The sequence below is a fragment of the Pseudarthrobacter sp. NPDC080039 genome (genome assembly GCF_040702335.1).
In the GTDB taxonomy this organism is placed as follows: domain Bacteria; phylum Actinomycetota; class Actinomycetes; order Actinomycetales; family Micrococcaceae; genus Arthrobacter; species Arthrobacter enclensis_A.
Map to the genome: position 1 here is coordinate 25,053 of NZ_JBFBKY010000009.1, position 21,508 is coordinate 46,560.

19 protein-coding genes are annotated in these 21,508 nt (G+C 67.1%); 13 read left to right on the forward strand and 6 right to left on the reverse strand.

What is annotated here, in order from left to right; genetic code table 11:
- Positions 1 to 65 precede the first annotated feature (65 nt).
- Positions 66 to 683, reverse strand: a complete 618-nt coding sequence (locus AB0313_RS12005; protein ID WP_366305726.1) for a YdeI/OmpD-associated family protein — start codon at positions 681 to 683, stop codon at positions 66 to 68.
- A gap of 109 nt (positions 684 to 792) precedes the next feature.
- On the opposite strand from AB0313_RS12005, the gene AB0313_RS12010 reads away from it, so the two are divergent.
- The 6 genes from AB0313_RS12010 (at position 793) to AB0313_RS12035 (ending at position 6,158) form a co-directional block, all read left to right on the forward strand.
- Entirely contained in the window at positions 793 to 1,566 is a 774-nt protein-coding gene (locus AB0313_RS12010) for a VOC family protein (RefSeq protein ID WP_366305728.1), read from the forward strand.
- Between the two features lie 9 nt (positions 1,567 to 1,575).
- Positions 1,576 to 2,115, forward strand: coding sequence for an NUDIX hydrolase family protein (locus tag AB0313_RS12015; protein ID WP_141158190.1), 540 nt, complete (start codon positions 1,576 to 1,578; stop codon positions 2,113 to 2,115).
- Between the two features lie 88 nt (positions 2,116 to 2,203).
- Positions 2,204 to 3,235: a DUF6707 family protein gene (locus AB0313_RS12020; RefSeq protein WP_366305730.1), complete on the forward strand. Its 1,032-nt coding sequence runs from the start codon at positions 2,204 to 2,206 to the stop codon at positions 3,233 to 3,235.
- 71 nt (positions 3,236 to 3,306) lie between these two features.
- On the forward strand, positions 3,307 to 4,035 hold the full coding sequence (locus AB0313_RS12025; protein WP_141943875.1) for an SRPBCC domain-containing protein: 729 nt from the start codon (positions 3,307 to 3,309) through the stop codon (positions 4,033 to 4,035).
- Positions 4,036 to 4,087: 52 nt separating this feature from the next.
- Positions 4,088 to 5,374 carry a tRNA guanosine(34) transglycosylase Tgt gene (gene tgt / locus AB0313_RS12030; protein ID WP_366305732.1) on the forward strand — a complete coding sequence of 429 codons (1,287 nt, stop codon included), beginning with the start codon at positions 4,088 to 4,090 and terminating at the stop codon, positions 5,372 to 5,374.
- A gap of 34 nt (positions 5,375 to 5,408) precedes the next feature.
- Positions 5,409 to 6,158 (forward strand): dienelactone hydrolase family protein, encoded by a 750-nt coding sequence (locus tag AB0313_RS12035; protein WP_366305734.1) that lies wholly within the window; start codon positions 5,409 to 5,411, stop codon positions 6,156 to 6,158.
- Positions 6,159 to 6,289: 131 nt separating this feature from the next.
- Here AB0313_RS12035 and AB0313_RS12040 read toward each other — a convergent pair whose 3' ends face one another.
- Together AB0313_RS12040 and AB0313_RS12045 are read right to left on the reverse strand one after the other, a co-directional pair.
- Positions 6,290 to 8,038, reverse strand: coding sequence for a pyruvate dehydrogenase (locus AB0313_RS12040; RefSeq protein ID WP_307307447.1), 1,749 nt, complete (start codon positions 8,036 to 8,038; stop codon positions 6,290 to 6,292).
- Between the two features lie 54 nt (positions 8,039 to 8,092).
- The gene (locus tag AB0313_RS12045) at positions 8,093 to 8,707 is read right to left on the reverse strand and encodes a TetR family transcriptional regulator (protein WP_366305736.1); all 615 of its coding nucleotides are present in this window, start codon (positions 8,705 to 8,707) and stop codon (positions 8,093 to 8,095) included.
- A gap of 97 nt (positions 8,708 to 8,804) precedes the next feature.
- Between AB0313_RS12045 and AB0313_RS12050 the strand changes: the two genes are divergently transcribed.
- Positions 8,805 to 9,110 carry a hypothetical protein gene (locus tag AB0313_RS12050; RefSeq protein ID WP_366305738.1) on the forward strand — a complete coding sequence of 102 codons (306 nt, stop codon included), beginning with the start codon at positions 8,805 to 8,807 and terminating at the stop codon, positions 9,108 to 9,110.
- A gap of 99 nt (positions 9,111 to 9,209) precedes the next feature.
- Here the strand turns inward: AB0313_RS12050 and AB0313_RS12055 are convergent, their stop codons facing one another.
- The gene (locus AB0313_RS12055; RefSeq protein ID WP_141943886.1) at positions 9,210 to 10,604 is read right to left on the reverse strand and encodes an MFS transporter; all 1,395 of its coding nucleotides are present in this window, start codon (positions 10,602 to 10,604) and stop codon (positions 9,210 to 9,212) included.
- Between the two features lie 244 nt (positions 10,605 to 10,848).
- Between AB0313_RS12055 and AB0313_RS12060 the strand changes: the two genes are divergently transcribed.
- The 3 genes from AB0313_RS12060 to AB0313_RS12070 are packed head-to-tail and all read left to right on the forward strand — an operon-like array spanning position 10,849 to position 13,968.
- The gene (locus tag AB0313_RS12060) at positions 10,849 to 11,520 is read left to right on the forward strand and encodes a response regulator transcription factor (protein ID WP_141943887.1); all 672 of its coding nucleotides are present in this window, start codon (positions 10,849 to 10,851) and stop codon (positions 11,518 to 11,520) included.
- Complete coding sequence (locus AB0313_RS12065; protein ID WP_366305740.1) at positions 11,517 to 12,965, forward strand: HAMP domain-containing sensor histidine kinase; 1,449 nt, start codon at positions 11,517 to 11,519, stop codon at positions 12,963 to 12,965. The genes AB0313_RS12060 and AB0313_RS12065 overlap by 4 nt, the downstream gene beginning before the upstream one ends.
- Positions 12,958 to 13,968, forward strand: coding sequence for a TAXI family TRAP transporter solute-binding subunit (locus tag AB0313_RS12070; protein ID WP_366305742.1), 1,011 nt, complete (start codon positions 12,958 to 12,960; stop codon positions 13,966 to 13,968). The genes AB0313_RS12065 and AB0313_RS12070 overlap by 8 nt, the downstream gene beginning before the upstream one ends.
- 130 nt (positions 13,969 to 14,098) lie before the next feature.
- On the opposite strand, the gene AB0313_RS12075 is transcribed toward AB0313_RS12070, so the two are convergent.
- Positions 14,099 to 15,613 (reverse strand): helix-turn-helix domain-containing protein, encoded by a 1,515-nt coding sequence (locus AB0313_RS12075; protein WP_366305744.1) that lies wholly within the window; start codon positions 15,611 to 15,613, stop codon positions 14,099 to 14,101.
- A gap of 149 nt (positions 15,614 to 15,762) precedes the next feature.
- Here AB0313_RS12075 and aceA point away from each other — a divergent pair, with 149 nt between their 5' ends.
- Both aceA and aceB read left to right on the forward strand, forming a co-directional pair.
- Positions 15,763 to 17,079, forward strand: coding sequence for an isocitrate lyase (aceA, locus tag AB0313_RS12080; protein WP_366305746.1), 1,317 nt, complete (start codon positions 15,763 to 15,765; stop codon positions 17,077 to 17,079).
- A gap of 274 nt (positions 17,080 to 17,353) precedes the next feature.
- Entirely contained in the window at positions 17,354 to 19,006 is a 1,653-nt protein-coding gene (gene aceB / locus AB0313_RS12085) for a malate synthase A (protein WP_366305748.1), read from the forward strand.
- A 193-nt stretch (positions 19,007 to 19,199) separates the two neighbouring features.
- Here aceB and AB0313_RS12090 read toward each other — a convergent pair whose 3' ends face one another.
- A complete protein-coding gene (locus AB0313_RS12090; RefSeq protein WP_366305750.1) occupies positions 19,200 to 20,393 on the reverse strand; it encodes an MFS transporter in 1,194 nt (397 codons plus the stop codon).
- A gap of 143 nt (positions 20,394 to 20,536) precedes the next feature.
- On the opposite strand from AB0313_RS12090, the gene AB0313_RS12095 reads away from it, so the two are divergent.
- Complete coding sequence (locus tag AB0313_RS12095; protein ID WP_307307475.1) at positions 20,537 to 21,496, forward strand: D-2-hydroxyacid dehydrogenase family protein; 960 nt, start codon at positions 20,537 to 20,539, stop codon at positions 21,494 to 21,496.
- Positions 21,497 to 21,508 lie beyond the last annotated feature (12 nt).

The window sequence follows — 21,508 nt, forward strand, 5'->3', positions numbered from 1 at the left end:
AACGGCACCAGCGCAAGTGAACCGTCAATTTTACCCGCCCGGCCCGCGGCTCCCAACCCGGCACGTCATGGAGCAGTTTCCTGGTCCAGGCCTGCGGGGCGCCTCTTTTGCGGATACGGCGTTTCCCCTCGCGCCAGCATCGCCACGAACTCCCGTATCCGCCGCTCCCGGGTTGCCGGCTGCTTCGCCGAATTGGTGCGGTAGACAAGGGAGAACAGGTTGGTCTTGGTGAGGACATCGAACATGGCCTGCGCCGCGGGGTCCGCAGCGACCGCCGCCGACAGGTCTGCCGGGACCTCCACGTCCGCCTGGCCCCCGTAGGCTGCGTCCCAGCGCCCATCGGCCTTTGCTGCCTCCACTGCCGCCCTGCCGGCGCCGGTCATTTTCCCTTCCGCTTCCAGCCGGGCAATGTGTCCCACGTTCCGGGCGGACCAAATGCTCCTGGGGCGCCGTGGCGTCATGCGCACGAACATCGTTTCCCCGTCCCGGCGCCGGCCCTGGCCGTCAATCCAGCCAAAGCACAGTGCCTCGTCCAGGGCTGCCTGGTAGTCAAGGCCGGTCACCGTTCCGCCCTTTTTGGAGAGGACAAGCCAGACGCCGGGACGAGTAGCAGCGTTCTTTTCCAGCCACGCACGCCACGCAGCGGCATCAGGCACCAGCAGTTCCTCGAGTTCAACGGCCATGGCCCAATTCTGCCCGGACGATCACGGGCCACAAGCCCCATGTGCGTTGAGGCTCCAGGTGGCATCATGGCCCTACAGACCGCCGTCCCTCCACACCAAGGACAACGCCATGCTCCGAGTCCGTCCCGTCCATTTCACGTCCCGCACCGGGGCCTGGAAGCAGCTCCTCACCGCGCTGGGGATGGTCCAGACAGAGGACGACGGCGGGTGGCAGGTTTTCGACTCGGCGTCAGGCCGCCTTGCGCTGCATGGCGCGGAGGCGGGTTCGGCGCAGGACGGCCGGACGGTGTTTGGCGTGGAGGTGGGCGACGTGGCCGAGTTCGCCCGCCGCACCAACCTGTCGGCGCTTGAAGAGGGCTCCCGGGAGGACGGGGCACGGCACGAGGGGGGCCCGGAGGATGGGCCTCGGCCGGCCGAGCTGGTCAGCGCGGACCACGGCGACGCCTGCCGGATCAGCGCGCCGGACGGCTTCAGCTTCCTGGCTGACAAGGCCTCCCACACTGCGCAGTGCGCCGACGCCGATCCCGCCCTGGCCGTCGTCGCGGTCTGGTACACCCCGGACCCCGAGGGGGCCGTCCGCACCCTGCTGCATGTCGGCGCCCGGCCCCGCCCCGTCCCGGACAATGACGAAACGGCCGACTTCACGGCCAAGAACGGCGGCGTCCTCCTGGTCCGGTCGGCGTCCGGACCATCGCGGTCCGGCTTGGGGTTTGAGTACGACGGCGGCCTGGAACCGTTGCAGGAGCGCCTCACCGCTGCCGGGTTCCCAGCCAGCGTGACCGAGGAGGCTTTTGGCAGCACCCTCCACGTGGCCAATCCGGACGCCGGCAGCCCCAACGCGCCCGCCACGGTGTGGATCTCCCAGCGGCGCCCCATGGGGTAGAACTTAAGCATGAACGTGCGCACACCTGACCCGAATCCCGGCTGGCTCTCCGAAGAAGACCTCTTTGAGGCGCGGGGGCGGCTGCCAATGGTGTACGTGGAGGCCGTTCCGGTCCGGCTGGACCCGCTGGGGTACGTCAATGAAGTGGGCACGCTGCTGCAGGCGGACGCGGATGGAACCATGGTTCGCTCCCTGGTGTCCGGCCGCGTCATCTACCGCGAAACCATCCGCGCCGCCCTCCTCCGGCACATGGAAAAGGACTTGGGCCCCCTGGCGTTCCCGCAACTCCCCCTCAGCCCCGTCCCGTTCACGGTTGCCGAATACTTCCCCGCCCCGTCCCAGACCGGCTTCACCGACGAGCGGCAACACGCCGTGTCCCTGGCCTACGTCATCCCAGTGACGGGCGAGTGCGAGCCCCGCCAGGACGCCCTGGAACTGACGTGGATGACCCCGGAGGAAGTCCTCAGCCCGGGCGTCCAGATGGAGTTTTCCGGCGGCCGCGGCGGGCTCATCCGGCAGGCCCTGGCATTCGCGGGGGTGGGCTTCTAACCACCCCGCCGGGACGTGGGGGTCCCCGGTTTTGGGTGCCCGCCTTTGTAGACTGTAGGGCGGACCGCAAGAGAACTTAAGGACTCCCATGACCGAATCACCAGCCGCCAGGCACCACCGTGAACAGCAGGCTGGATCTCTGACCACCGGCAGCCACATCCTCCTCCCCGACGGTCGGCGCACCGCCGAAATCGACCAGGTGGAGCTTGAGCACGACGACTTCGGCTCCCCTGCACTGGTGCTGGCCAGCCTCTCCGGCGGCGGAACCCTGAGGGTCGCCATCGGCACCATGGTCACCGTCGTGGACGGAACGCACGACGACGTCACGCAGCTTCCGTTGCCGGCCGCCCTTCCGGAGGCCACACCACCTGTGGAAGCCGGTGCACCCGGCGGTGGCCTGCAGGAGCAGCCCGGCGTCGGAACCGGTCCCGTCGCGGTGACACCCGCCGTCGTCGTACCTCCCCTGCCCCCGGTACCGCCCGCGGTGAGCGGGCCCAGCGAAGAGGAACTCGCGCTCATCCCGGTGTCGGACGGCACCCCCGAATCCGTCGTGGAAGCGGCCGCTGAGGCGCACGCGGATGCCGAGGGCGTCCTGCTCCTGGCCGACCGGCTGTCCAAGGGCGTCAATTTCAAGTCCGGAAGCTGCCTGAAGGACCTCAGCGACCTCGCCCACGAACTGTTCGTCACGCTCAAGGACGCCGAGGGCGCGCTGTCCGTGGCAGACCTGATCACTGTGCTGCCCTACGACGGAAACCCGGGCCGGTGGAGCTCCATTGAAGCAGCACTGGCGTTGGCCAGCTACATTTGCCGGCAGGACGGCCAGGACGAACGCGCCGGGGTCTACGAGAAACTGATCCGCACCCCGGAAAACCAGGAAACGGATCCGTTCAAGGCGAGGATGGCGGCCAAGGTGCGGCAGCGCTCGCTGAACGAACCCAACCTGTATGACAAGGAAATCTTCCGCTCCATCGACAACTCCAACCATGACGCCGAGCGTGAATGGCGGCTGCTGCGGCTGGAATCCCTGCTCTTCCTGCGGGCCCATGGCGGCTCGGAAACCATTGGGATGTCGGAGCTGGAGCGGCGCATCAGCAACGAACTGGAGGCCGTCCGTTCCTGACCCCGGGATGATCTTTGGGGCGGGGAAATGACCCCTACCCGGGCCCCCGTCCGGGGCGTACATTCGGGGCTATGACGAACAATCTCAGCGTAGTGATCAACGCCGACGCTCCGCAGGTCTGGACCATGCTGCGTGAGCCGTCCAAGGTGGCGCAGTGGCACGGATGGCAGGCCGAGGACCTGGAATCCGAGATCAAGGAGATCTACTTTTCCAGCGACGTGGAGGAATCCGCGGACCACACCAGCCTGACCGTCCACGGCGGGGACACCTTTGACCTGCATCCGGTGGCCGGCGGGACACAGGTCAGCGTGACCCGCGGAGCCGTGGACCACGACTCCGAGTGGGCCGCGTGGGACGAGGACATCACCCAGGGCTGGCTGACCTTCCTGCAGCAGCTCCGCTTCGCCCTGGAACGGCACCCGCACGGCAAGCGGCACACCCTGTTCCTGCACCTGACCGAGGGCGAAGGCTCCGCGATCGAGAAGCTGGGCCTCGCCGATCTTCCTGCCCCCGGCGAGCCGTACCAGGTGACCCTGGATACCGGCGAGGAGATCAGCGGCAAGGTCTGGTACCGGACGAGCCACCAGGTGGGACTTACGGTGCACAACTATGCGGAGCACGGCGAAGGACTGCTGGTGGTGGCCGACCACCCGGCCATCAAGGATGTGCGCGCCGAGGGTGAAGGGTCGCTGGTCATTGCGTCCACCTACGACCTGGGCGCCGGCGCCTTCGAGGCCATCCGGTCCGCCTGGGATTCATGGCGGTCCGGGAACTATCCGTCCTCGGAACCGGCAAGCTGAACGCCGCCTGCTGGTTTGTTAGGGCCGCCTGGATTGCTGGCAGACTTATACGGTGCCAGCCAACCCTGCCTTCGCCCTGCCTGAAACCCGGTCCCAGTTTTCCTTCACGGTAGGCACGCGCCTGGCAGACTCATGCCCGCCCACGGACGCCCGGATGGCCGACAACGGCGGGGAGTTCCTGGGCCGCACCGGCACCATCGCCACCCCGCACGGTGAGATCCAGACTCCGGCATTCATCGCCGTCGGAACCAAAGCCACAGTCAAGGCCGTGCTCCCGGAGTCCATGGCGGACCTGGGCGCCCAGGCGCTGCTGGCCAACGCGTACCACCTGTACCTGCAGCCCGGCCCGGACATCCTGGACGAAGCCGGCGGCCTGGGAGCCTTCATGAACTGGCCCGGTCCCACGTTCACGGACTCCGGCGGATTCCAGGTGATGAGCCTGGGCTCCGGGTTCAAGAAGGTCATCGACATGAAGTCCGTGGACGCGTCCGGACCGGATGACGCCGTGGCCCCCGGCAAGGAGCGGCTGGCGCACATCGATGACGACGGCGTTTGGTTCAAGTCCCACCTGAACGGGGACCGGCACCGGTTCTCCCCCGAGATATCCATGCAGGTCCAGCACCGGATCGGCGCCGACATAATGTTCGCGTTCGACGAGCTGACCACGCTGCAGAATTCCCGCCGGTACCAGGAGGAATCGCTGGAACGCACCCGGTTGTGGGCGGAGCGGTGCATCGAGGAGCACTTCCGCCTGACTGAATCGCGGGCCGGGAAGCCCTACCAGGCGTTGTTCGGCGTGATCCAGGGCGCCCAATACGAGGACCTGCGCCGGAAGGCCTGCCGCGATTTGGCCGCCATGCCGTTCGACGGGTTCGGCATTGGCGGGGCGCTGGAGAAGGAGAACCTGGGCACTATCGTCCGCTGGTGCAACGAAGAGTTGCCGGAGGACAAGCCGCGCCACCTGCTGGGCATTTCCGAGCCGGACGACATCTTCACTGCCATCGAAAACGGCGCTGATACGTTCGATTGTGTCTCCCCCACCCGGGTTGCCCGCAACTCGGCCTTCTACACCCCGTACGGCCGGTTCAACCTCTCGGGTGCCAAGTACAAGCGCGATTTCGGTCCGCTGCAGGAAGGCTGCGACTGCTACGCCTGCGCCAACTATTCCAGGGCGTACATCCACCACCTCTATAAGGCCAAGGAGATGGTCTCCGCCACCCTGATCTCCATCCACAACGAGCGGTTCGTGGTGAAGATGGTGGACGACGCACGGTTGGCCATCGAGTCGGGGACGTTCTTCGACTTCAAGGCCGATACCTTGGGCCGTTACTACTCCTGACGGGACGTCCAGCGGGGTCCGGTAGGGTGTCCCCATGTCCCTCGAGATCCCTGCCGCAGACGGCACCGCAGAAGCCCTTGTAGCCCGCCCGTCCACCGGAACCGGCCCTTTTCCCGGCGTCATCCTCTACATGGACGCGTTCGGCCTGCGCCCCCGCATCCAGGAGATGGCGCAGCGCATCGCCGACTGGGGTTACGTGGTGCTGGCACCGAACGTTTTCTACCGTGAAGGCAAGGCGGCCGAGCTGGCCCCTCCCGTCGACATGTCCACCCAGGAAGGCCGGGAAGCCGCGGGCAAGGCCGCCTTCCCACGCGTTGGCCGCCTGACCTCTGACAAGGCGCTGCCGGACATTGACGCCTGGGTTTCCGCGCTGCGGGGGCTCGACGACGTGGCGCCGGGTCCCATCGGCACCACCGGTTACTGCATGGGCGCCCGGCTCGCCGTCCGCACTGCCACCTCCCACCCCGACGTGGTGGCAGCCTGCGGCGGCTTCCACGCCGGCGGCCTTGTCACGGACGACCCGGACAGCCCGCACCTGGGCCTTGCCAATGCGAAGGCGCGGTTCGTCTTCGGCCACGCCGACCACGACCCCAGCATGGCCCCCGCCGCCGTCGCCCGCCTTGGCGAAACGCTCAAGGACGCGGGGCTCGAGGCATCCAACGAAATCTACACAGGCGCCCCCCACGGCTACACCATGGCGGACACGTCGGCCTTCCACCCTGAGGCCACCGAGCGGCATTTCCAGGAGCTGCGGGCGTTGCTGGACGGCGCGCTGAAGGGCTAAGCCGGCGCCCGCCGTCGAACTCGCCAGCCCAACGCCCCATCACTTTCAGCACCAAAAACCGGAACGCGCCTGCACTGACTGCAGACGCGTTCCAGTTTTATGGGCGGGATCTGATGGCGCGTGCGGAGGGCCTAGCGGCGGGGGATGTTGCGCAGGTTGCTCCGCGCCATGCTCACGGCCTCGCCCGCGCCGCGGTTGAGGACCACCTTGGACATGGCGGTGGCGAACCCAATGACCTGCGATCCGGAGATCTTCGGCGGAATGGACAGGGCCTTGGGATCGGTAATCAGCTCCACCAGGGACGGGCCGGGGTGCGCGAACGCCTCCCGGTACGCCGACTCGATCTGCGTTGGATCCGTGACCCGGACGGCGTGGAAACCCAGGGCCTTGGCAACCTGAGCGTAGTTGGCGTCGGGCACGTCCACGCCGAAGTCGGGCAGCCCGTCCACCAGCATCTCGAGCTTGACCATGCCCAGGGTGGAGTTGTTGAACACCACCACATTGAGCGGCAGCTTATAGGCGGCCGCGGTGATGAGCTCGCCCAGCAGCATGGACAGGCCGCCGTCGCCGGACACCGAGATGACCTGGCGGCCGGGGTAGGCCAGCTGCGCGCCGATGGCATGCGGGAGGGCGTTGGCCATGGAACCGTGCAGGAAGGACCCGATCAGCCGCCGGGTGCCCAGCGGGTTGATGTAGCGCGCGGTCCAGACGTTGCACATGCCGGTATCCGCGGTGAAGATTGCGTCCTCGGCAGCCACCTGGTCCAGCAGCGACGCCGCATACTCGGGGTGGATGGGCTGCTTCTTTTCCACCTTTCGCGTGTAGGCGCCCACGGCCTTGTTCATGAGCCGGTCGTGCTTCTTCAGCATCTGGTCCAGGAACCGCCGGCTCTTCTTGGCCTTCACCAGCGGCAGCAGGGCCCGCAGCGTGGGCAGCACGTCGCCGTGGACGGAAACATCGACGTCGGTCCGCCGGCCCAGGCGCTCCGGCGCCCGGTCCACCTGTGCTGTGCGGGTGTCCGGGAGGAATTGGTCGTAGGGGAAGTCGGTACCCAGGAGGATCAGCAGGTCGGCGTCCTCGATGCCCTCCGCCGCGGCACCGTAGCCCAGCAGGCCGGTCATGCCGATATCAAACGGGTTGTCGTACTGGACAAAGTCCTTGCCCCGCAGCGAGTGCCCCACCGGGGCCTTGGCCAGCTCGGCCAGCGCCATCAGTTCACTGTGGGCCCCCTCAACGCCCGCGCCGGCGAAAATGGCGACCTTGCCGGCGTCGTTAATGGCATCTGCGAGCGCCTGGACGCTGGCCGGGTCCGGGACCAGGCTCGCGCGCCGGAAGGTGGCGGGCAGGGGCGTGGGCGCCGTGGCCTCCAGACCGGCGATGTCGCCGGGAAGGGTCACGACGGCGACTCCCCCGAGCCCCAGCGCGTGCTGGATGGCGCTGTGCATCACGCGCGGAGCCTGCTCGGCGGTGCTGACGAGCTCCGAATAAACCGAGCATTCATTGAAGAGCCGGTCCGGGTGGGTTTCCTGGAAGAAGGTGCTGCCGATTTGCTTGCTGGGAATGTGTGAGGCGATGGCCAGCACTGGTGCTCCGGAACGGTTGGCGTCATACAGCCCGTTGATCAGGTGCAGGTTGCCGGGCCCGCAGGATCCGGCGCAGACCGCTAGTTTGCCGGTGAGCTGGGCTTCGGCAGCCGCGGCAAAGGCGGCGGCTTCCTCGTGGCGGACGTGCACCCAGTCGATGCCGCCCTTCGCGGAGCCTCCAGTCTGGCGGACGGCGTCCACGATCGGGTTGAGGCTGTCGCCCACAATCCCGTAGATCCGCTGCACGCCGGCAGCCTGGAGTTGTTCGATGAGCTGGGTGGCAAGTTCCTTGGCCATGGGTGCAGACTCCCGCGATTGTGGTGGTGTGCTGACATGGCCCAATATAGTCCGCTAGTTCAGGGCAGCCTCAGGTGCGGGCTTCGCGTCAGCCGCGAGGGCTTCAGCGAGCAGCGTTGCGGTCCGCACAATGAACGCACGACGGCGGGTGGTGCGGTCCGCGCTGCTGCCGGCCAGGAGGGTGTCGATCTGGGGCAGGACGGGCCAGCCGTCACAGAGGGTGATAACGGTGATCAGCAGGTCCGCGGCGTCTGCCCGGTCGATCCCGGGCAGGACCTCCAGGACCTGCCCCACCTTGATGGCGCAATGGTCGGAGCGAGTGGCCCGGCTGACGGTGTCCCTGCCCCGCTCCAGGCCCTCCCAGAACAGGAGCCTGGGCAGGACGCCGTCGGTGGTGTGCCGGTCGAAGAGCCGGCCGGCGTACTCCCCGAACGCCGCCGGTCCACTGCCGGTAATGGGCACCTCGGTCATCACGCGGACCATTTCGGCGGCCAGGACGGCGTCGAAGAGCTCATCCTTCTTGCCGAAGTACTGGTAGATGCGTTCCTTGTTCACCCCTGCCGCGGCTGCGATCCGGTCCACGCGGGCGCCGGCCAGGCCCTTGGCGCTGAACTCGTCGGTGGCAGCGGCCAGCAGCAGCTCCCTGGTGCGCTCCGTGTTCCATGCCATGACGTAAGTCTACGCAATTCCAACCAGGTAGTTGCAATTGCAAAGACCTCCGCCTATTCTCGATTCAAGCAAAAGCAACTAACTAGTTGGAGTTTTCATGGACACGGTTCCACAGCCTGCAGCCCCCGCAATCACCCAGCCGGCCGCACCAGCCCCATCGGAGCGGGCAGCGCTGCCCGCTCCGCCGTCAATCCACGTCCGGGCCGCCATCACGTGGCTGGCGATTTTTCCGCTTGTCGCCATCGGCATGATCGCCTCCGCTCCTTTGACGGAAAACTGGCACCCCGTTTTCCGCGCCATGGGGCTGACCATGGTGGTGGTTCCCACGGCGGTGTACCTGGTGCTCCCGCGGTTGTTCGCCATCTACGGTTTCCTGGCTGTCAGGCGGAGCACCCGCCGCTAGAGACACTCCCGCAGCACAAAAAGGGACGTACGACGGCGGCCTGGCAGCCGCCGTCGTACGCCCTCCTTTGGGAAACAGGCGCCGGGGGCGCGGTCCGGATTAGACGCCCAGCGCGTCCTTATCCTTGCCGTCGGCCTGCGGCGCCTGGGACCAGGCGTGGCCCTGCTCGGCGTCCAGGTGCGTAGCCTTCTTGTTCTTCAGGGCGAAGATGTAGACCACCAGCGAGATGGCAATGGAGATGGTCACGTAGGTGAAGAAGAGGTCCTCCCGCTCCGCCTTCTGGAACGCGGCGCCGATCAGCGGAACCGTGCCGCCGAAGAGCGAATTGGCGATCGCGTAGCCCAGGCCGACGCCGAGCGCGCGGATGGAGGCGGGGAAGAGTTCAGCCTTCACCAGGGCGTTGATGGAGGTGTAGCCGCCCACGATCAGGAGTCCGCCCATCATCAGCAGGAACGCGGTGAACGGGTCCTTAGTGCCGGCAAGCGTGGAAAGCAGGGGCCAGGTGAAGAGCACGCCGGTAACGCCGAACCAGATCAGCAGCGGCTTGCGGCCCACCTTGTCCGAGATGATGCCGTAGACGGGCTGCAGCAGCATGAAGATGAACAGCGCCCAGAAGTTGATCACGGAGGTGTCCGTCTTGGCGATGCCGGAGGTATCGTTCATGAACTTCAAGATGAAGTTGGTGTAGGTGTAGAACGCCACGGTGCCGCCCAGGGTGATGCCGATGCAGACCAGCAGCGGCTTCCAGTAGCTGGTGAACAGCAGCTTCATGGTGCCCGGCTGGGCCTGGCCGGCGACGGCGGGAGTCCTGGCAGCCTCAATCTGCTCGGCGGAGACGGTTTCCTCCATGGAGCGGCGCAGCCACAGCACCACCAGGGCGGCCACGCCACCGATCGCGAACGGGATGCGCCAGCCCCACTCGCCCAGGTCGCCCTTGGGCATGGCGTTCTGCAGGACCACCAAAACCAGCAGGGCCAGCATCTGGCCGCCGATCAGGGTGACGTATTGGAAGCTGGAGAAGAAGCCGCGGCGCTTGCTGGTGGCGGCCTCGGACATGTAGGTGGCGCTGGTTCCGTACTCGCCACCCACCGAGAAGCCCTGGATCACACGGATGATCACCAGCAGGATCATGGCCCAGAGACCGATGACATCCTGCGTCGGCAGCACGGCAATGGCGAAGGAACCGGCGGACATCATGGTCACGCTCAGCGTCAGGGCAGCCTTGCGGCCCTTGCGGTCCGCGTAGCGGCCGAAGAACCAGGCACCGATGGGCCGCATGAGGAACGAGGTGGAGAAGACAGCCATTGCCTCAAGGCCCGCCTGAAGGTCGTCCTTGGAGTTGAAGAAGTGCGCCTGGAAATAGGCGGCAAACACTGTGTAGACGTAGAGGTCGTACCACTCCACAAGGTTGCCGGCCGAACCCTTCAGGATGTTGCCCACGGCCCGCCGGGTCTGGGCGGCCTCCGATAAGGGCGCGGTTTGTTGGGTGCTCATCGGTGAGTTCCTCCTTGTGGTGACGTGCGTCCTCCAACGCCGGAGGGCCTCATCCACGGTATGGGTGATCCACCGCACAGCCAACGCGCGGGGCACATTCCTAACACTTCCTTAGGAAATGCCCGGGGCATCCGGGCGCCACTTCCTGGCCCACCGCCATCGGGCAAAAGCTCCCTGCAGGCGGTAGTCTCCAAAGGCGGGGGATGAACCGGGAACCACAGGAAACGCGGCAGGGAAGATGGCAATGGACGTGCTGATCGTCGAGGACGACGATGCCATGGCCGGCGCCCTGACGGCCGCCGTCGAAAGCGCCGGGCACCGACCGAAGCGCCTCTCGCGGGGCGCTGACGCGCTGCTCTCCCACCGCAACTTCCAGGTGGTCCTCCTGGACCTGGGGCTGCCGGACATGGACGGACTGGAGGTGCTGCGCAAGCTCCGCCAGGTCACGGACGTCCCCATCCTGATCCTCACCGCGCGCGACGACGAGCGCAGCGTGGTGCTCGGGCTCCGCTCCGGCGCGGACGACTACCTCGTCAAGCCGGTGAAGCTGGTGGAACTGCTGGCCCGGATCGAAGCGGTGACGCGGCGGGCCCGGCGCATGGGCGGCGTTCTGCACGGGGACACCATCGAGCTGGGCGACCTTGCCATTGACCTGAACCGGCGCACTGCTTCCAGGGCAGGCGCGCCACTCCCCCTGACCGCCACGGAATTTGAACTCCTTGCGCTCCTGGCGCGCCACGCAGGCTCGGTGGTTACCCGCGAGCAGATACTGGATGCCCTGTGGGGCGACGCCTTCCTGGCATCATCGCGGTCCCTGGACGTCCATCTGACGGGCTTGCGGGCAAAGCTGCAGAAGCCGGGTTTCATCATCAACGTCCGTGGGGTGGGCTACCGGGTGGAGGCGGCATCCGCATGAGGCTGCGGGTGCTGGGCGTCCTCAGCGTGCTCTGCCTGGTGGTGGTCTTCCTGATCTCCGGAACCATCCTGGGTTCCGCGTCCCGCGAGCTGACCCAGGAACTCCAGATCAACCGGGCGGCCTCCCTGAACCGGCTGGCCCAGGTGGCCTTTGACGCCAACGGGGACGGGGACACGGCCCGGCTGCAACGGGAGATGGATACCTATTCGGGTCTCTACGGAGAGGGCATCGTGGTCCGGGTGCAGCAGCAGACCCTGGCGTCCGGCGGCCTGGACGTGAACCGGGGGGACGTGCAGAATGCATTGTCCCTCGCCAGGCTGAACGTCAGCGGCACATCCCTGGAGCCCGTGGAGCCCGTTGGGTCTGGTTCCCGCGTCATCTTCCGGCCGTTCGGCAGCGCCAGCCAGGTCCTGGGCGCCGTGGTGCTGGACGTCCACGCCGACGCAGCACAGCAGAAGCTCCGTGAACGCTGGCTCGCCGTGGGTCTCGCCGCCCTTGCCTTGGCCGCGTTCCTGCTGGTGGGAGCCGCACGGGTCACCGGATGGGTCCTGCGCCCCGTCCTGCGGCTGGATTCGGCCGTGCACGAACTGGAGAAGAGCGGGCGAACGGAACGCCTCCCCGAACAGGGGCCCCCGGAACTGCGGCAACTGAGCCGCTCCTTCACCGCGATGGCGGCCACCGTGAGCGCCAGCATGGCGGCGCAGCGGCAGCTGATTGCGGACACCTCGCACCAGCTGCGGAACCCTGTGGCGGCACTCCGGCTCCGGCTGGACCTGCTCCAGCTGGAGCTGAAGACCGCCCGCGAGCACGATGCCGCCGAACGGGCCATGGCGGAGCTGGACCGGGTGGAGGAGATCCTGGACGGAGTGCTGAAGCTCGCGGCGGCCGAGCACCGGGCGTCCGAGGGGTACCTGCGGGCGGCCGGAAGTCCCGGTGACCTTTCGCCTGCGGAACCGGTGGACCCCTTGCCCATCCTTGAGGGGGAGATTGAACGGGCAGCACCATTGGCGGAACAGGCCGGCTGTCGGCTGGTCCTGGCTCCGCCGCCGCGGCCCCCCGTACTGGTGCCCTGCCACCCGGCGGAGCTGGCCCAGATGGCCGGTGAGCTCCTCAACAATGCCATCAAGTACGCACCCGGGGCCACGGTTACCGCAGCGGTGCGGCCGGAGGCAGGGGCGGTGGTTGTGGACATTTACGACGACGGCCCAGGACTTTCCGCGTCAGAGCGCGCCTCAGCTGCCACCAGGTTCTGGCGGTCCCCACGGCATTCTTCCGTTCCGGGGACCGGGCTGGGCATGACGATCGTGGGTGAGCTTGCCGCCGCCAACGGTGGCCGTCTGGTGCTGGCCGAAGCATCTCCGCACGGGCTGTCCGCCCGGATCGAGTTCCCCGCGCCTGATAACCGGGTGACTCCGGGTGCAGCCCAAGGGGGTGCCCGTGCCTGAATCACCTGCCCCGGGCGGTCCTGCCGCGCAGCCGCCGCGGCGCTCCGTGCTCAAGTCAGTGCTCGCCGTCGGACTCGCCGCCTGCCTGCCGCCCGCCCTCGCCGCCTGCACAGGTAGTGACCGGCCGGAAAACCTTGTCGTGGCGGGTGGGGAGCCGGGCGGCTTCTACCTTGAATTCTCCACGCTCCTGGCGGCGGCCCTGGAACGGCACGGCGTGGCGCACCATGCCGGCGCCGTGGCCACCGGCGGAAGCCTGGACAACCTCGCGGAACTGCGGTCCGGGCAGGCCGCCTTTGCCGTAGCCCTGGCCGACGCTGCAGTCCAGCCGGATGCGGGCACAGCGGAAATTGCCGCCATCGGGAAGGTCTACGAAAACTACGTCCACTGCGTGGTGCGGAAGGACAGCGGCATCCGGGACATCACCGGGCTGGCGGGCCGCCGCGTGGCCGTGGGACAGCCCGGCTCGGGCACGTCCCTGACCACGCCCCGGCTCCTGGAAGCCGCCGGGCTTGGCACCTCAGCGGATGCCGCTGCACCATCCGCCGGAACTGCCGGCGTCGAAAACCTGGGCCTGAACGACGGCATCGCAGCCCTCAGGGCCGGAACCGTGGATGCCCTGTTCTGGTCCGGCGGTGTGCCCACCGCCGCCATCGCGGCCGCCCAGCAGGACGTGGAGCTGGGACTCCTGGACCTGGCGGGCCTGCTGCCGGAACTGCGGCGGCGTTACGGCGGAATGTATGACCGGGTCCTGATTCCGGAGGGCAGCTATCCCGGCGTGCCCGCGGTGTGGACGGTGGGGGCTCCCAACCTGCTCCTGTGCCGCCGGGATTTGGACAACGCCACTGTGGAGCGGACGGTCCAGCTGCTGGTGCACAACGCCGGCGAACTCATTCCGCAGTCCAGCCTGGGCGTCCAGTTCCTTAGCGCGGAGAGCCTCATCAACACTGCCGGAGTCCCCCTGCACCCCGCGGCCGCCGACGCATACCGGACCCTCCACGGCTGACCCAACGCCCGCTCAGCTCCTCCAACGCCCCATCCCCTCCCGCAGGAAACCACCCAACGCCCCATCACTTTCCACACGAAAGTGATGGGGCGTTTGGGAAGAAACGGCAGGATCTGATGGGGCGTTGCAGTCAGCTCCCGGAGTGGGCCTGCAGGAAGCTGTACACCTCGGTCTCGTCCACGCCCGGGAAAGCTCCCGGCGGCATCGCGGCGAGCAGGTGCGAGTGCGCGCGCGCCGAGGGCCAGGCGTTGCCGGCCCACTGGTTGGTCAACTCGGCAGGCGGCCGCTTGCAGCAGGTGGGATCGGGGCAGTTGGAGGTGGCCCGCGCGCTGGTCTCCCGCCCGCGGAACCACTTCACATGCTGGTATGGCACGCCAATGCTCAGGGAGAACTCCCCGCTGGCTGACCGCTCGGTCCGTGCAGTGCACCAGTACGTGCCCGACGGCGTATCCGTGTACTGGCTGTAGGCGCTGAACTTGTCCGGCACGTCGAACACGGCCCGGGACGTCCACGCCTTGCACGACGGCTGGCCCTCGATGGCGCCGGTGTGGTCCTGGGGGAAGTTCACGCCGTCGTTCTCATAGGCCTTGTAGATGATGCCGCTCTGGTGCGTCTTCTGGAAATGCGTGGTGATGCCCAGGTGCTTGGTGGCCAGGTTGGTGAAACGGTGCGCCGCGGTCTCATAGGAGACGGCGAATGCGTCGCGGATGTCCTCCACGGCGATTTCCTTGGCCGCTTTGGCTTTTTGCAGAAATTCCACCGTGGCCTGCTCGGGCAGGAGCAGGGCGGCTGCGAAATAGTTGGTGGCCACCCGCTGGGCCAGGAAGTCGCCGTAGTTCTTGGGCGTCTCGTGGCCCAGGACATAGTGTCCCAGGGCCTGCAGCAGGACTGAGCGGGGGTCGTGGTCCTGCCGCTGGCTCTGGGTCAGGTAAATTTTGCGGTTCTTCAAATCCGTCACGGACCGGGTGGAGTGCGGCAAATCCCCCACGTGGTGCAGGGTGAAACCGAGGTGCGCAGCGATGTCCGCGATGACGTGCTGGCTCAGCGGACCGGTGGTGTAGCCCACCTCCTTGAGGACTTTCTGCGCTTCTGCCTCGTACTCCGGGAAATAGTTCCCGCGCTCCCGCATCATGGCCCGCAGCTCACCATTGGCGCGGCGGGCTTCCTCCGGGGTGGCCACCTGCTCGTTCATCTTCCGTTCGAGCTCATGCAGCAGCCCCACCTGGGCCTCCAGGACATCCAGCGGAAGCCGCGAACTGATGCGGACTTTAGGCAGGTTCAGCGACTCATACAGCGGCCCGCGCTGGTACCGTTCCAGCTCAATTTCCAGTGCAGCGCGGCGGCTGGGCGGCTCGGCCCCGAGCAACTGGTCGATGCTGACATTCAGTGCACCCGCCAGATGCTGCAGCAGTGTCAGTTTGGGCTCGCGCTTGCCGTTCTCGATCAGGCTGAGCTGGCTGGGAGCGGTCCCGACGGCGGCGCTCAGGTCATCGAGCGTGAGACCGGCTTGCTTGCGCAGATGGCGCACGCGGCGGCCCAGCGCGAAGACGTCGAGTTCGGGGGCGGCGGCGGTGGACGGTTGCTGGGAAACGTCCCTGTTCCAGCTTGAAGGCGACATTTCTGAAGAATACGTGAAGAATCGCATTTCTTTCCATACTTTTCATCTAGAAAGGGGGTTGAAAGTGCTGAAAAGTAGTGGTCACGGAAAGAAACACCGCACCGGATAAGCCGGTGGGAGCCTCAACGGCGCGGTTCCCACCTACTCCATCCGGAGCTCAATCAAGGAGATCAACGATGACTGCAGCATTTGAGCCCACCCAGCAGACGCCCGAAGAGCAGGCCGCTGCCCTGGAGCTCGAGTGGGCCGCCAACCCCCGCTGGGAAGGTGTGACCCGGGACTACTCAGCCTCCGACGTCGTCCGCCTCCGCGGCCGCGTCTCCGAAGAGCACACCCTGGCCCGGCGCGGATCGGAAAAGCTGTGGAAGCAGCTTACCGGGGAGCACAAGACCGGCGGCTACACCAACGCCCTGGGCGCCCTGACCGGCAACCAGGCCGTCCAGCAGGTCAAGGCCGGACTCCGTGCCATCTACCTCTCCGGCTGGCAGGTTGCCGCGGACGCCAACAACTCCGGCCACACCTACCCGGACCAGTCGCTCTACCCCGCCAATTCGGTCCCCACGGTGGTGCGCCGGATCAACAACGCCCTGCTTCGCGCCGACCAGATCGAATTCTCCGAAGGCATCCAGTCCGTCGAGGACTGGCTGGTGCCGATCGTTGCCGACGCCGAAGCCGGCTTCGGCGGCCCGCTGAACGCCTACGAACTCATGAAGTCCATGATCCAGGCCGGCGCCTCCGGTGTTCACTGGGAAGACCAGCTCGCTTCGGAGAAGAAGTGCGGCCACCTGGGCGGCAAGGTGCTGATTCCCACCCAGCAGCACGTCCGCACCCTGAACGCCGCCCGCCTCGCGGCCGACGTCGCCGGCACCCCCACCGTCGTCATCGCCCGCACCGACGCCGAGGCGGCCACCCTCATCACCTCGGACGTGGACGAGCGCGACCAGGAATTCATCACCGGGGAGCGCACCCCGGAGGGCTTCTACAAGGTCCGCAACGGGATCGAGCCCTGCATCGCCCGCGCAAAGGCCTATGCCCCGTACTCCGACCTCATCTGGATGGAGACGGGCACCCCTGACCTGGAGCTGGCCCGCAAGTTCGCTGAGTCGGTCAAGGCCGAGTTCCCGGACCAGATGCTTTCCTACAACTGCTCGCCGTCCTTCAACTGGCGCAAGCACCTGGACGACGGCACCATCGCCAAGTTCCAGCGTGAACTCGGCGCCATGGGCTTCACGTTCCAGTTCATCACCCTGGCCGGTTTCCACGCCCTGAACTACTCGATGTTCGACCTCGCCCACGGTTACGCCCGTGAAGGCATGAGCGCCTACGTCGAACTCCAGGAAAAGGAATTCGCCTCCGAGTCCCGCGGCTACACCGCAACCAAACACCAGCGCGAAGTCGGCACCGGCTACTTCGACACCATCTCCACGGCGCTCAACCCGAACGCCTCCACCCTCGCATTGGTCGGATCGACCGAAGAGGGCCAGTTCCATTAGTCCCCAGCCGCCCCCTCCACTCGCAAGCTCGCGAGGGAACCCGGCGGCCGTGGCCCCTACTTACGACGGCGGTGCTTCCGTCCGGCCTTCGGAGCGGCAATGCTCTGCCTGCTATCCCCATGCCCGCCCCATGACCTCGTAGAACTCGGTCGGGGGCGGGCACAGGGCCCCTTTACGCAGGCTGTCGCATCACCGCTCCTTCGGCCTTGTGCCTGAGTCACCGCGGTGCCGCCTACCGCCGTCGAACTTCCCTTTCGTCTTTAAGGAGACTGAGATGAACAGCTTCACCGACACCTTCACGATCAATGGCATTACCCTGACCGCTCAACCGATTTGCCGGCAGGACGAGGTGCTCACGCCCGATGCCCTGTCTTTTATTGCGAAGCTGCACCGGGCCACCGCGGAGCGGCGGCAGGAGCTGCTGCAGGCGCGGCGTGCCCGGCGGGCCGATATTGCTGCCGGCGCCGACCCCCGGTTCCTGCGGGAGACCGAGCACATCCGCAACGATCCGTCCTGGCGTGTCGCTCCCCCGGCCCCCGGTCTGGAGGACCGACGCGTGGAAATCACGGGGCCGGTGGACAAGAAGATGACCATCAACGCCCTGAACTCGGGAGCGAAAGTATGGCTCGCCGACATGGAGGACTCCTCCACCCCCACGTGGCGGAACGTCATCAAGGGCCAGCTGAACCTCACCGACGCGCTGGAGCGCCGGATCGACTTCACCACCGAAGAGGGCAAGGAATACAAGCTAAAGGCGGACGGCGACCTGCCCACCATCGTGGTCCGCCCCCGCGGCTGGCACCTGCCGGAGAAGCACATGCTCATCGACGGCCAGCCCATCGCCGGCGGCATTGTGGACTTCGGGCTGTTCTTCTTCCACAACGCCCGCCGCCTGCTCGCCCAGGGCAAGGGACCGTACTTTTACCTGCCCAAGATCGAGAACCACCTCGAAGCCCGGCTGTGGAACGACATCTTCATCCTGGCCCAGGACCTGCTCGGCATCCCCCAGGGCACCATCCGCGCCACCGTGCTGATCGAAACCATCACCGCAGCGTTCGAAATGGAGGAGATCCTCTACGAACTCCGCGACCACGCCGCAGGCCTGAACGCCGGCCGCTGGGACTACATCTTCTCCCTGATCAAGAACTTCCGCACCCGCGGCCCCCGCTTCGTCCTGCCGGACCGCGGCCAGGTAACCATGACCCAGCCCTTCATGCGGGCCTATACCGAACAGCTGGTCCGTGCCTGCCACAAGCGCGGTGCCATGGCCATCGGCGGCATGGCCGCGGCCGTACCCAACCGCAAGGACCCCGAAGCCAACGCCAACGCCCTGGAGAAGGTGCGCGCTGACAAGACCCGCGAGGCCAACGACGGCTTCGACGGTTCCTGGGTGGCCCACCCGGACCTGGTGCCCGTGTGCCGCGAGGTATTCGACGGCGTCCTGGGCAGCAAGCCCAACCAGCTGGACCGGCTCCGCGAGGACGTCACCCCGGACGACCGCGCCCTGATCGACGTTGCCGCCACCACCGGCACCATCACCGAGCAGGGCATCCGGAACAACATCGAGGTAGGCATCCGCTACATCGAGTCCTGGCTGCGCGGCAACGGGGCGGTGGCCATCCACAACCTCATGGAGGACGCCGCCACCGCGGAAATCTCGCGGTCACAGCTATGGCAGTGGATCTACGCCCGCGCCATCACCGACCACGGCGAGATCGTCAGCCACGAGTGGGTGGAGGAACTCCTGGACGAGGAATTCGCCCGGCTGGAACGCTTCGACGGCGACCGGTTCGAGGACGCCCGGGACATCTTCGAGGAGGTCACCCTGGCCACCGAGTTCCCGTCCTTCCTCACCCTGCCCGCCTACGCCCGTTACCTGACGGAGGCCCGTGAAAAGGCCACCGTTGAGGAGCTGGCCGCGGCCTAGCAGGAGTCACAACTTCCGTTTGCCGGGCCGGCACGCCCTTCGCAACAGGCCCCCCGAAATCCGGGGCGCCGGCCCGGCGACGGAGCGCTACCCCGGACGCCCGCTCACTTTCCCTTGAAAGTGAGCGGGCGTCGTCGTATTGGTTGCAGAACGTGAGCGGGGTTCAGGGGAACGTTCGACGGCGGACGCCGCCTTAGCGGCCCTTCGGCACCTTGCGCACGGAGAGGGTGGTGCTGGCGAAGAAGGCCAGCACCGACACCAGGATGACCAGCAGGGCGGGTGTCCACGACTCCGAGCTGTCGTGGACGAAGCCCACCAGCGGCGGGGCCACCGCGGCGAGGCAGTAGCCAAGGCCCTGGACGGTGGCGGACATCCGGCCGGCCGAGGCCTGGTCCCGGGCCAGCTTGATGATGGCGATGAAGATCAGGGTGATGCCGCCACCCTGGGCGATGCCACCGGAAGTGGACCACAGCCACCACAGCTGCGGCAGGAAAAGCAGCCCCACCGGAACGGCAAGCCACAACGTCCCCAAGGTGACCGCCACCGCCGTCGTACTCATGTACTTGGCGGCAAAGGGCACACCGAGCCCGCCCACGATGGCCAGGATCTGGAAGATCGAGGACGCGGCGCCGGCTTGGGCGGCGTTCATTCCCAGCTCATCGTGCAGGTAGCTGGGCAGCCACGCAGTGACGCCGTAGTAGGAGAAGGCCTGGCCGCCGAAACCAGCCGTGAGCCCGAACGTGGTCCAGCCGGAACCAGCCGTCCTGCCCAGGGGCGGGTCGCCGCCGTCCTCCCCCTCGGCAAGGAATGCCGTCCTGGGCCCTACCGCCAGGACCCAGACCACCACGGCGGGAACCGCAAGGACGGCGACGGCGGCCAGGGCCAGCCGCCACCCCGTCACGGCCGCCAGCGGGGCCATGATCACCGAGGTCAGGAAGGACCCGATGTTCAGCGCAGCGGTGTAGATTCCCATTGCCGTCCCCTGCCTGCGGGGAGCAAAGTCGCGGCGGATGATCAACGGCACCGCGATATTGCCAATGGTGATGGCCACCCCGATCACCACCGTGCCGGCCACCACCAGCGCCGGTCCTCCCGCGGAGCGCACCACCACCCCTGCAAGAACGCCCACGATGGTGAGCGTCACGGCGAACTCGGCACCGAACTTACGGGCGGCCAGGGAGGCAAGCGGCGCCGCCAGCGAAAAGCAGAGCACCGGGATGCTGGTCAACAGGCCCAGCATGACCGGCGAAAAGTGCAGTTCCGCCTGCATCAGGCCCACCAGGGGCGCGACGGCAACGAAGGGGCCGCGGAGGTTCAGAGCCAGCAGGCCGATGCAGGCCAGCAGGACCCAGCTTTTCGGCATACGGGAAAGGACGCGGCCGCTCACTGGGGCAAAATCGGGAATGGGCGTGGATTCATCACTCCCATTGCTATCACGCTCCGCGTTGCCGGGGTTTCAGGCACCCGCCCGCGCAGCCCTGCCATACGATGAAACTGACCCCGGGACGTAGGACACTGCGAAGGACAACCATGACGCACCGCCTAGCCATCCTCGACGATTACCAGGACGTGGCCCACGGCTTCGCCGACTTCGCAGCCCTGGAAGCGGAGGGCGTCAAGGTGACGTCATACCGCGAGGCCTTCACGTCCCGGGACGCCCTTGTCTCGGCCCTGGCGGACACCACCATGGTGATCGCCATGCGTGAGCGGACGGCGTTCCCGCGGGAGGTGTTCGAGAAGTTACCGGCCCTTGAGCTGCTGGTCACCACCGGCATGGCCAACGCCTCCATAGACCTGGCAGCCGCCACCGACCATGGTGTGACGGTGTGCGGTACCCCCGGATCGCCCACCGCGGCGCCGGAACTCACGTGGGCGCTTTTGCTGGCCATCGCCCGTCACCTTCCTGCAGAGGAGAACTCGCTCCGGGCAGGCACATGGCAGTCGACCGTGGGCCTGGAGCTGGCCGGGAAGACAATTGGCATTGTGGGGCTGGGGAAGATCGGCAGGCGGATAGCGGCCTACGGACAGGCGTTCGGGATGAACGTGGTGGCGTGGAGCCAGAACCTCACCGCCCAAGCGGCTGCCGACGCAGGCGCGCGGCTGGTGTCCAAGGAGGAACTTTTCAGGGTGGCCGACGTCGCCACCCTCCACCTGCGGCTCTCCCCCAGGACCGAGAACACAGTGGGCGAGGCCGAGCTGCGGCTGCTGGGCCCCGAAGGCATCCTGGTCAACACCGCACGCGGCCCCCTGGTGGACCAGGAGGCACTGATCAGGGCGCTGAACGAAGGCTGGATCCGCGGCGCGGCCCTGGACGTCTTCGACCAGGAACCGCTGCAGGCAGGGCATCCGCTCCTGGCAGCGCCGAACACCGTGCTTTCGCCCCATCTGGGCTACGTCACCCAGGAAAGCTACCGGCAGTTCTACGGTGGCGCCCTTGAGGACGTCACCGCCTGGCTGGCCGGCTCCCCCATCCGCACCATCACCGCCTGACCCACAGCCCGG

What these genes read in the sequence shown, in the direction of transcription:
- AB0313_RS12005 (WP_366305726.1), bottom strand. Translation starts at nt 683, where the DNA reads ATGGCCGTTGAACTCGAGGAACTGCTGGTGCCTGATGCCGCTGCGTGG.
- AB0313_RS12010 (WP_366305728.1), top strand. Translation starts at nt 793, where the DNA reads ATGCTCCGAGTCCGTCCCGTCCATTTCACGTCCCGCACCGGGGCCTGG.
- AB0313_RS12015 (WP_141158190.1), top strand. Translation starts at nt 1,576, where the DNA reads ATGAACGTGCGCACACCTGACCCGAATCCCGGCTGGCTCTCCGAAGAA.
- AB0313_RS12020 (WP_366305730.1), top strand. Translation starts at nt 2,204, where the DNA reads ATGACCGAATCACCAGCCGCCAGGCACCACCGTGAACAGCAGGCTGGA.
- AB0313_RS12025 (WP_141943875.1), top strand. Translation starts at nt 3,307, where the DNA reads ATGACGAACAATCTCAGCGTAGTGATCAACGCCGACGCTCCGCAGGTC.
- AB0313_RS12035 (WP_366305734.1), top strand. Translation starts at nt 5,409, where the DNA reads ATGTCCCTCGAGATCCCTGCCGCAGACGGCACCGCAGAAGCCCTTGTA.
- AB0313_RS12040 (WP_307307447.1), bottom strand. Translation starts at nt 8,038, where the DNA reads ATGGCCAAGGAACTTGCCACCCAGCTCATCGAACAACTCCAGGCTGCC.
- AB0313_RS12045 (WP_366305736.1), bottom strand. Translation starts at nt 8,707, where the DNA reads ATGGCATGGAACACGGAGCGCACCAGGGAGCTGCTGCTGGCCGCTGCC.
- AB0313_RS12050 (WP_366305738.1), top strand. Translation starts at nt 8,805, where the DNA reads ATGGACACGGTTCCACAGCCTGCAGCCCCCGCAATCACCCAGCCGGCC.
- AB0313_RS12055 (WP_141943886.1), bottom strand. Translation starts at nt 10,604, where the DNA reads ATGAGCACCCAACAAACCGCGCCCTTATCGGAGGCCGCCCAGACCCGG.
- AB0313_RS12060 (WP_141943887.1), top strand. Translation starts at nt 10,849, where the DNA reads ATGGACGTGCTGATCGTCGAGGACGACGATGCCATGGCCGGCGCCCTG.
- AB0313_RS12065 (WP_366305740.1), top strand. Translation starts at nt 11,517, where the DNA reads ATGAGGCTGCGGGTGCTGGGCGTCCTCAGCGTGCTCTGCCTGGTGGTG.
- AB0313_RS12075 (WP_366305744.1), bottom strand. Translation starts at nt 15,613, where the DNA reads ATGCGATTCTTCACGTATTCTTCAGAAATGTCGCCTTCAAGCTGGAAC.
- aceA (WP_366305746.1), top strand. Translation starts at nt 15,763, where the DNA reads ATGACTGCAGCATTTGAGCCCACCCAGCAGACGCCCGAAGAGCAGGCC.
- aceB (WP_366305748.1), top strand. Translation starts at nt 17,354, where the DNA reads ATGAACAGCTTCACCGACACCTTCACGATCAATGGCATTACCCTGACC.
- AB0313_RS12095 (WP_307307475.1), top strand. Translation starts at nt 20,537, where the DNA reads ATGACGCACCGCCTAGCCATCCTCGACGATTACCAGGACGTGGCCCAC.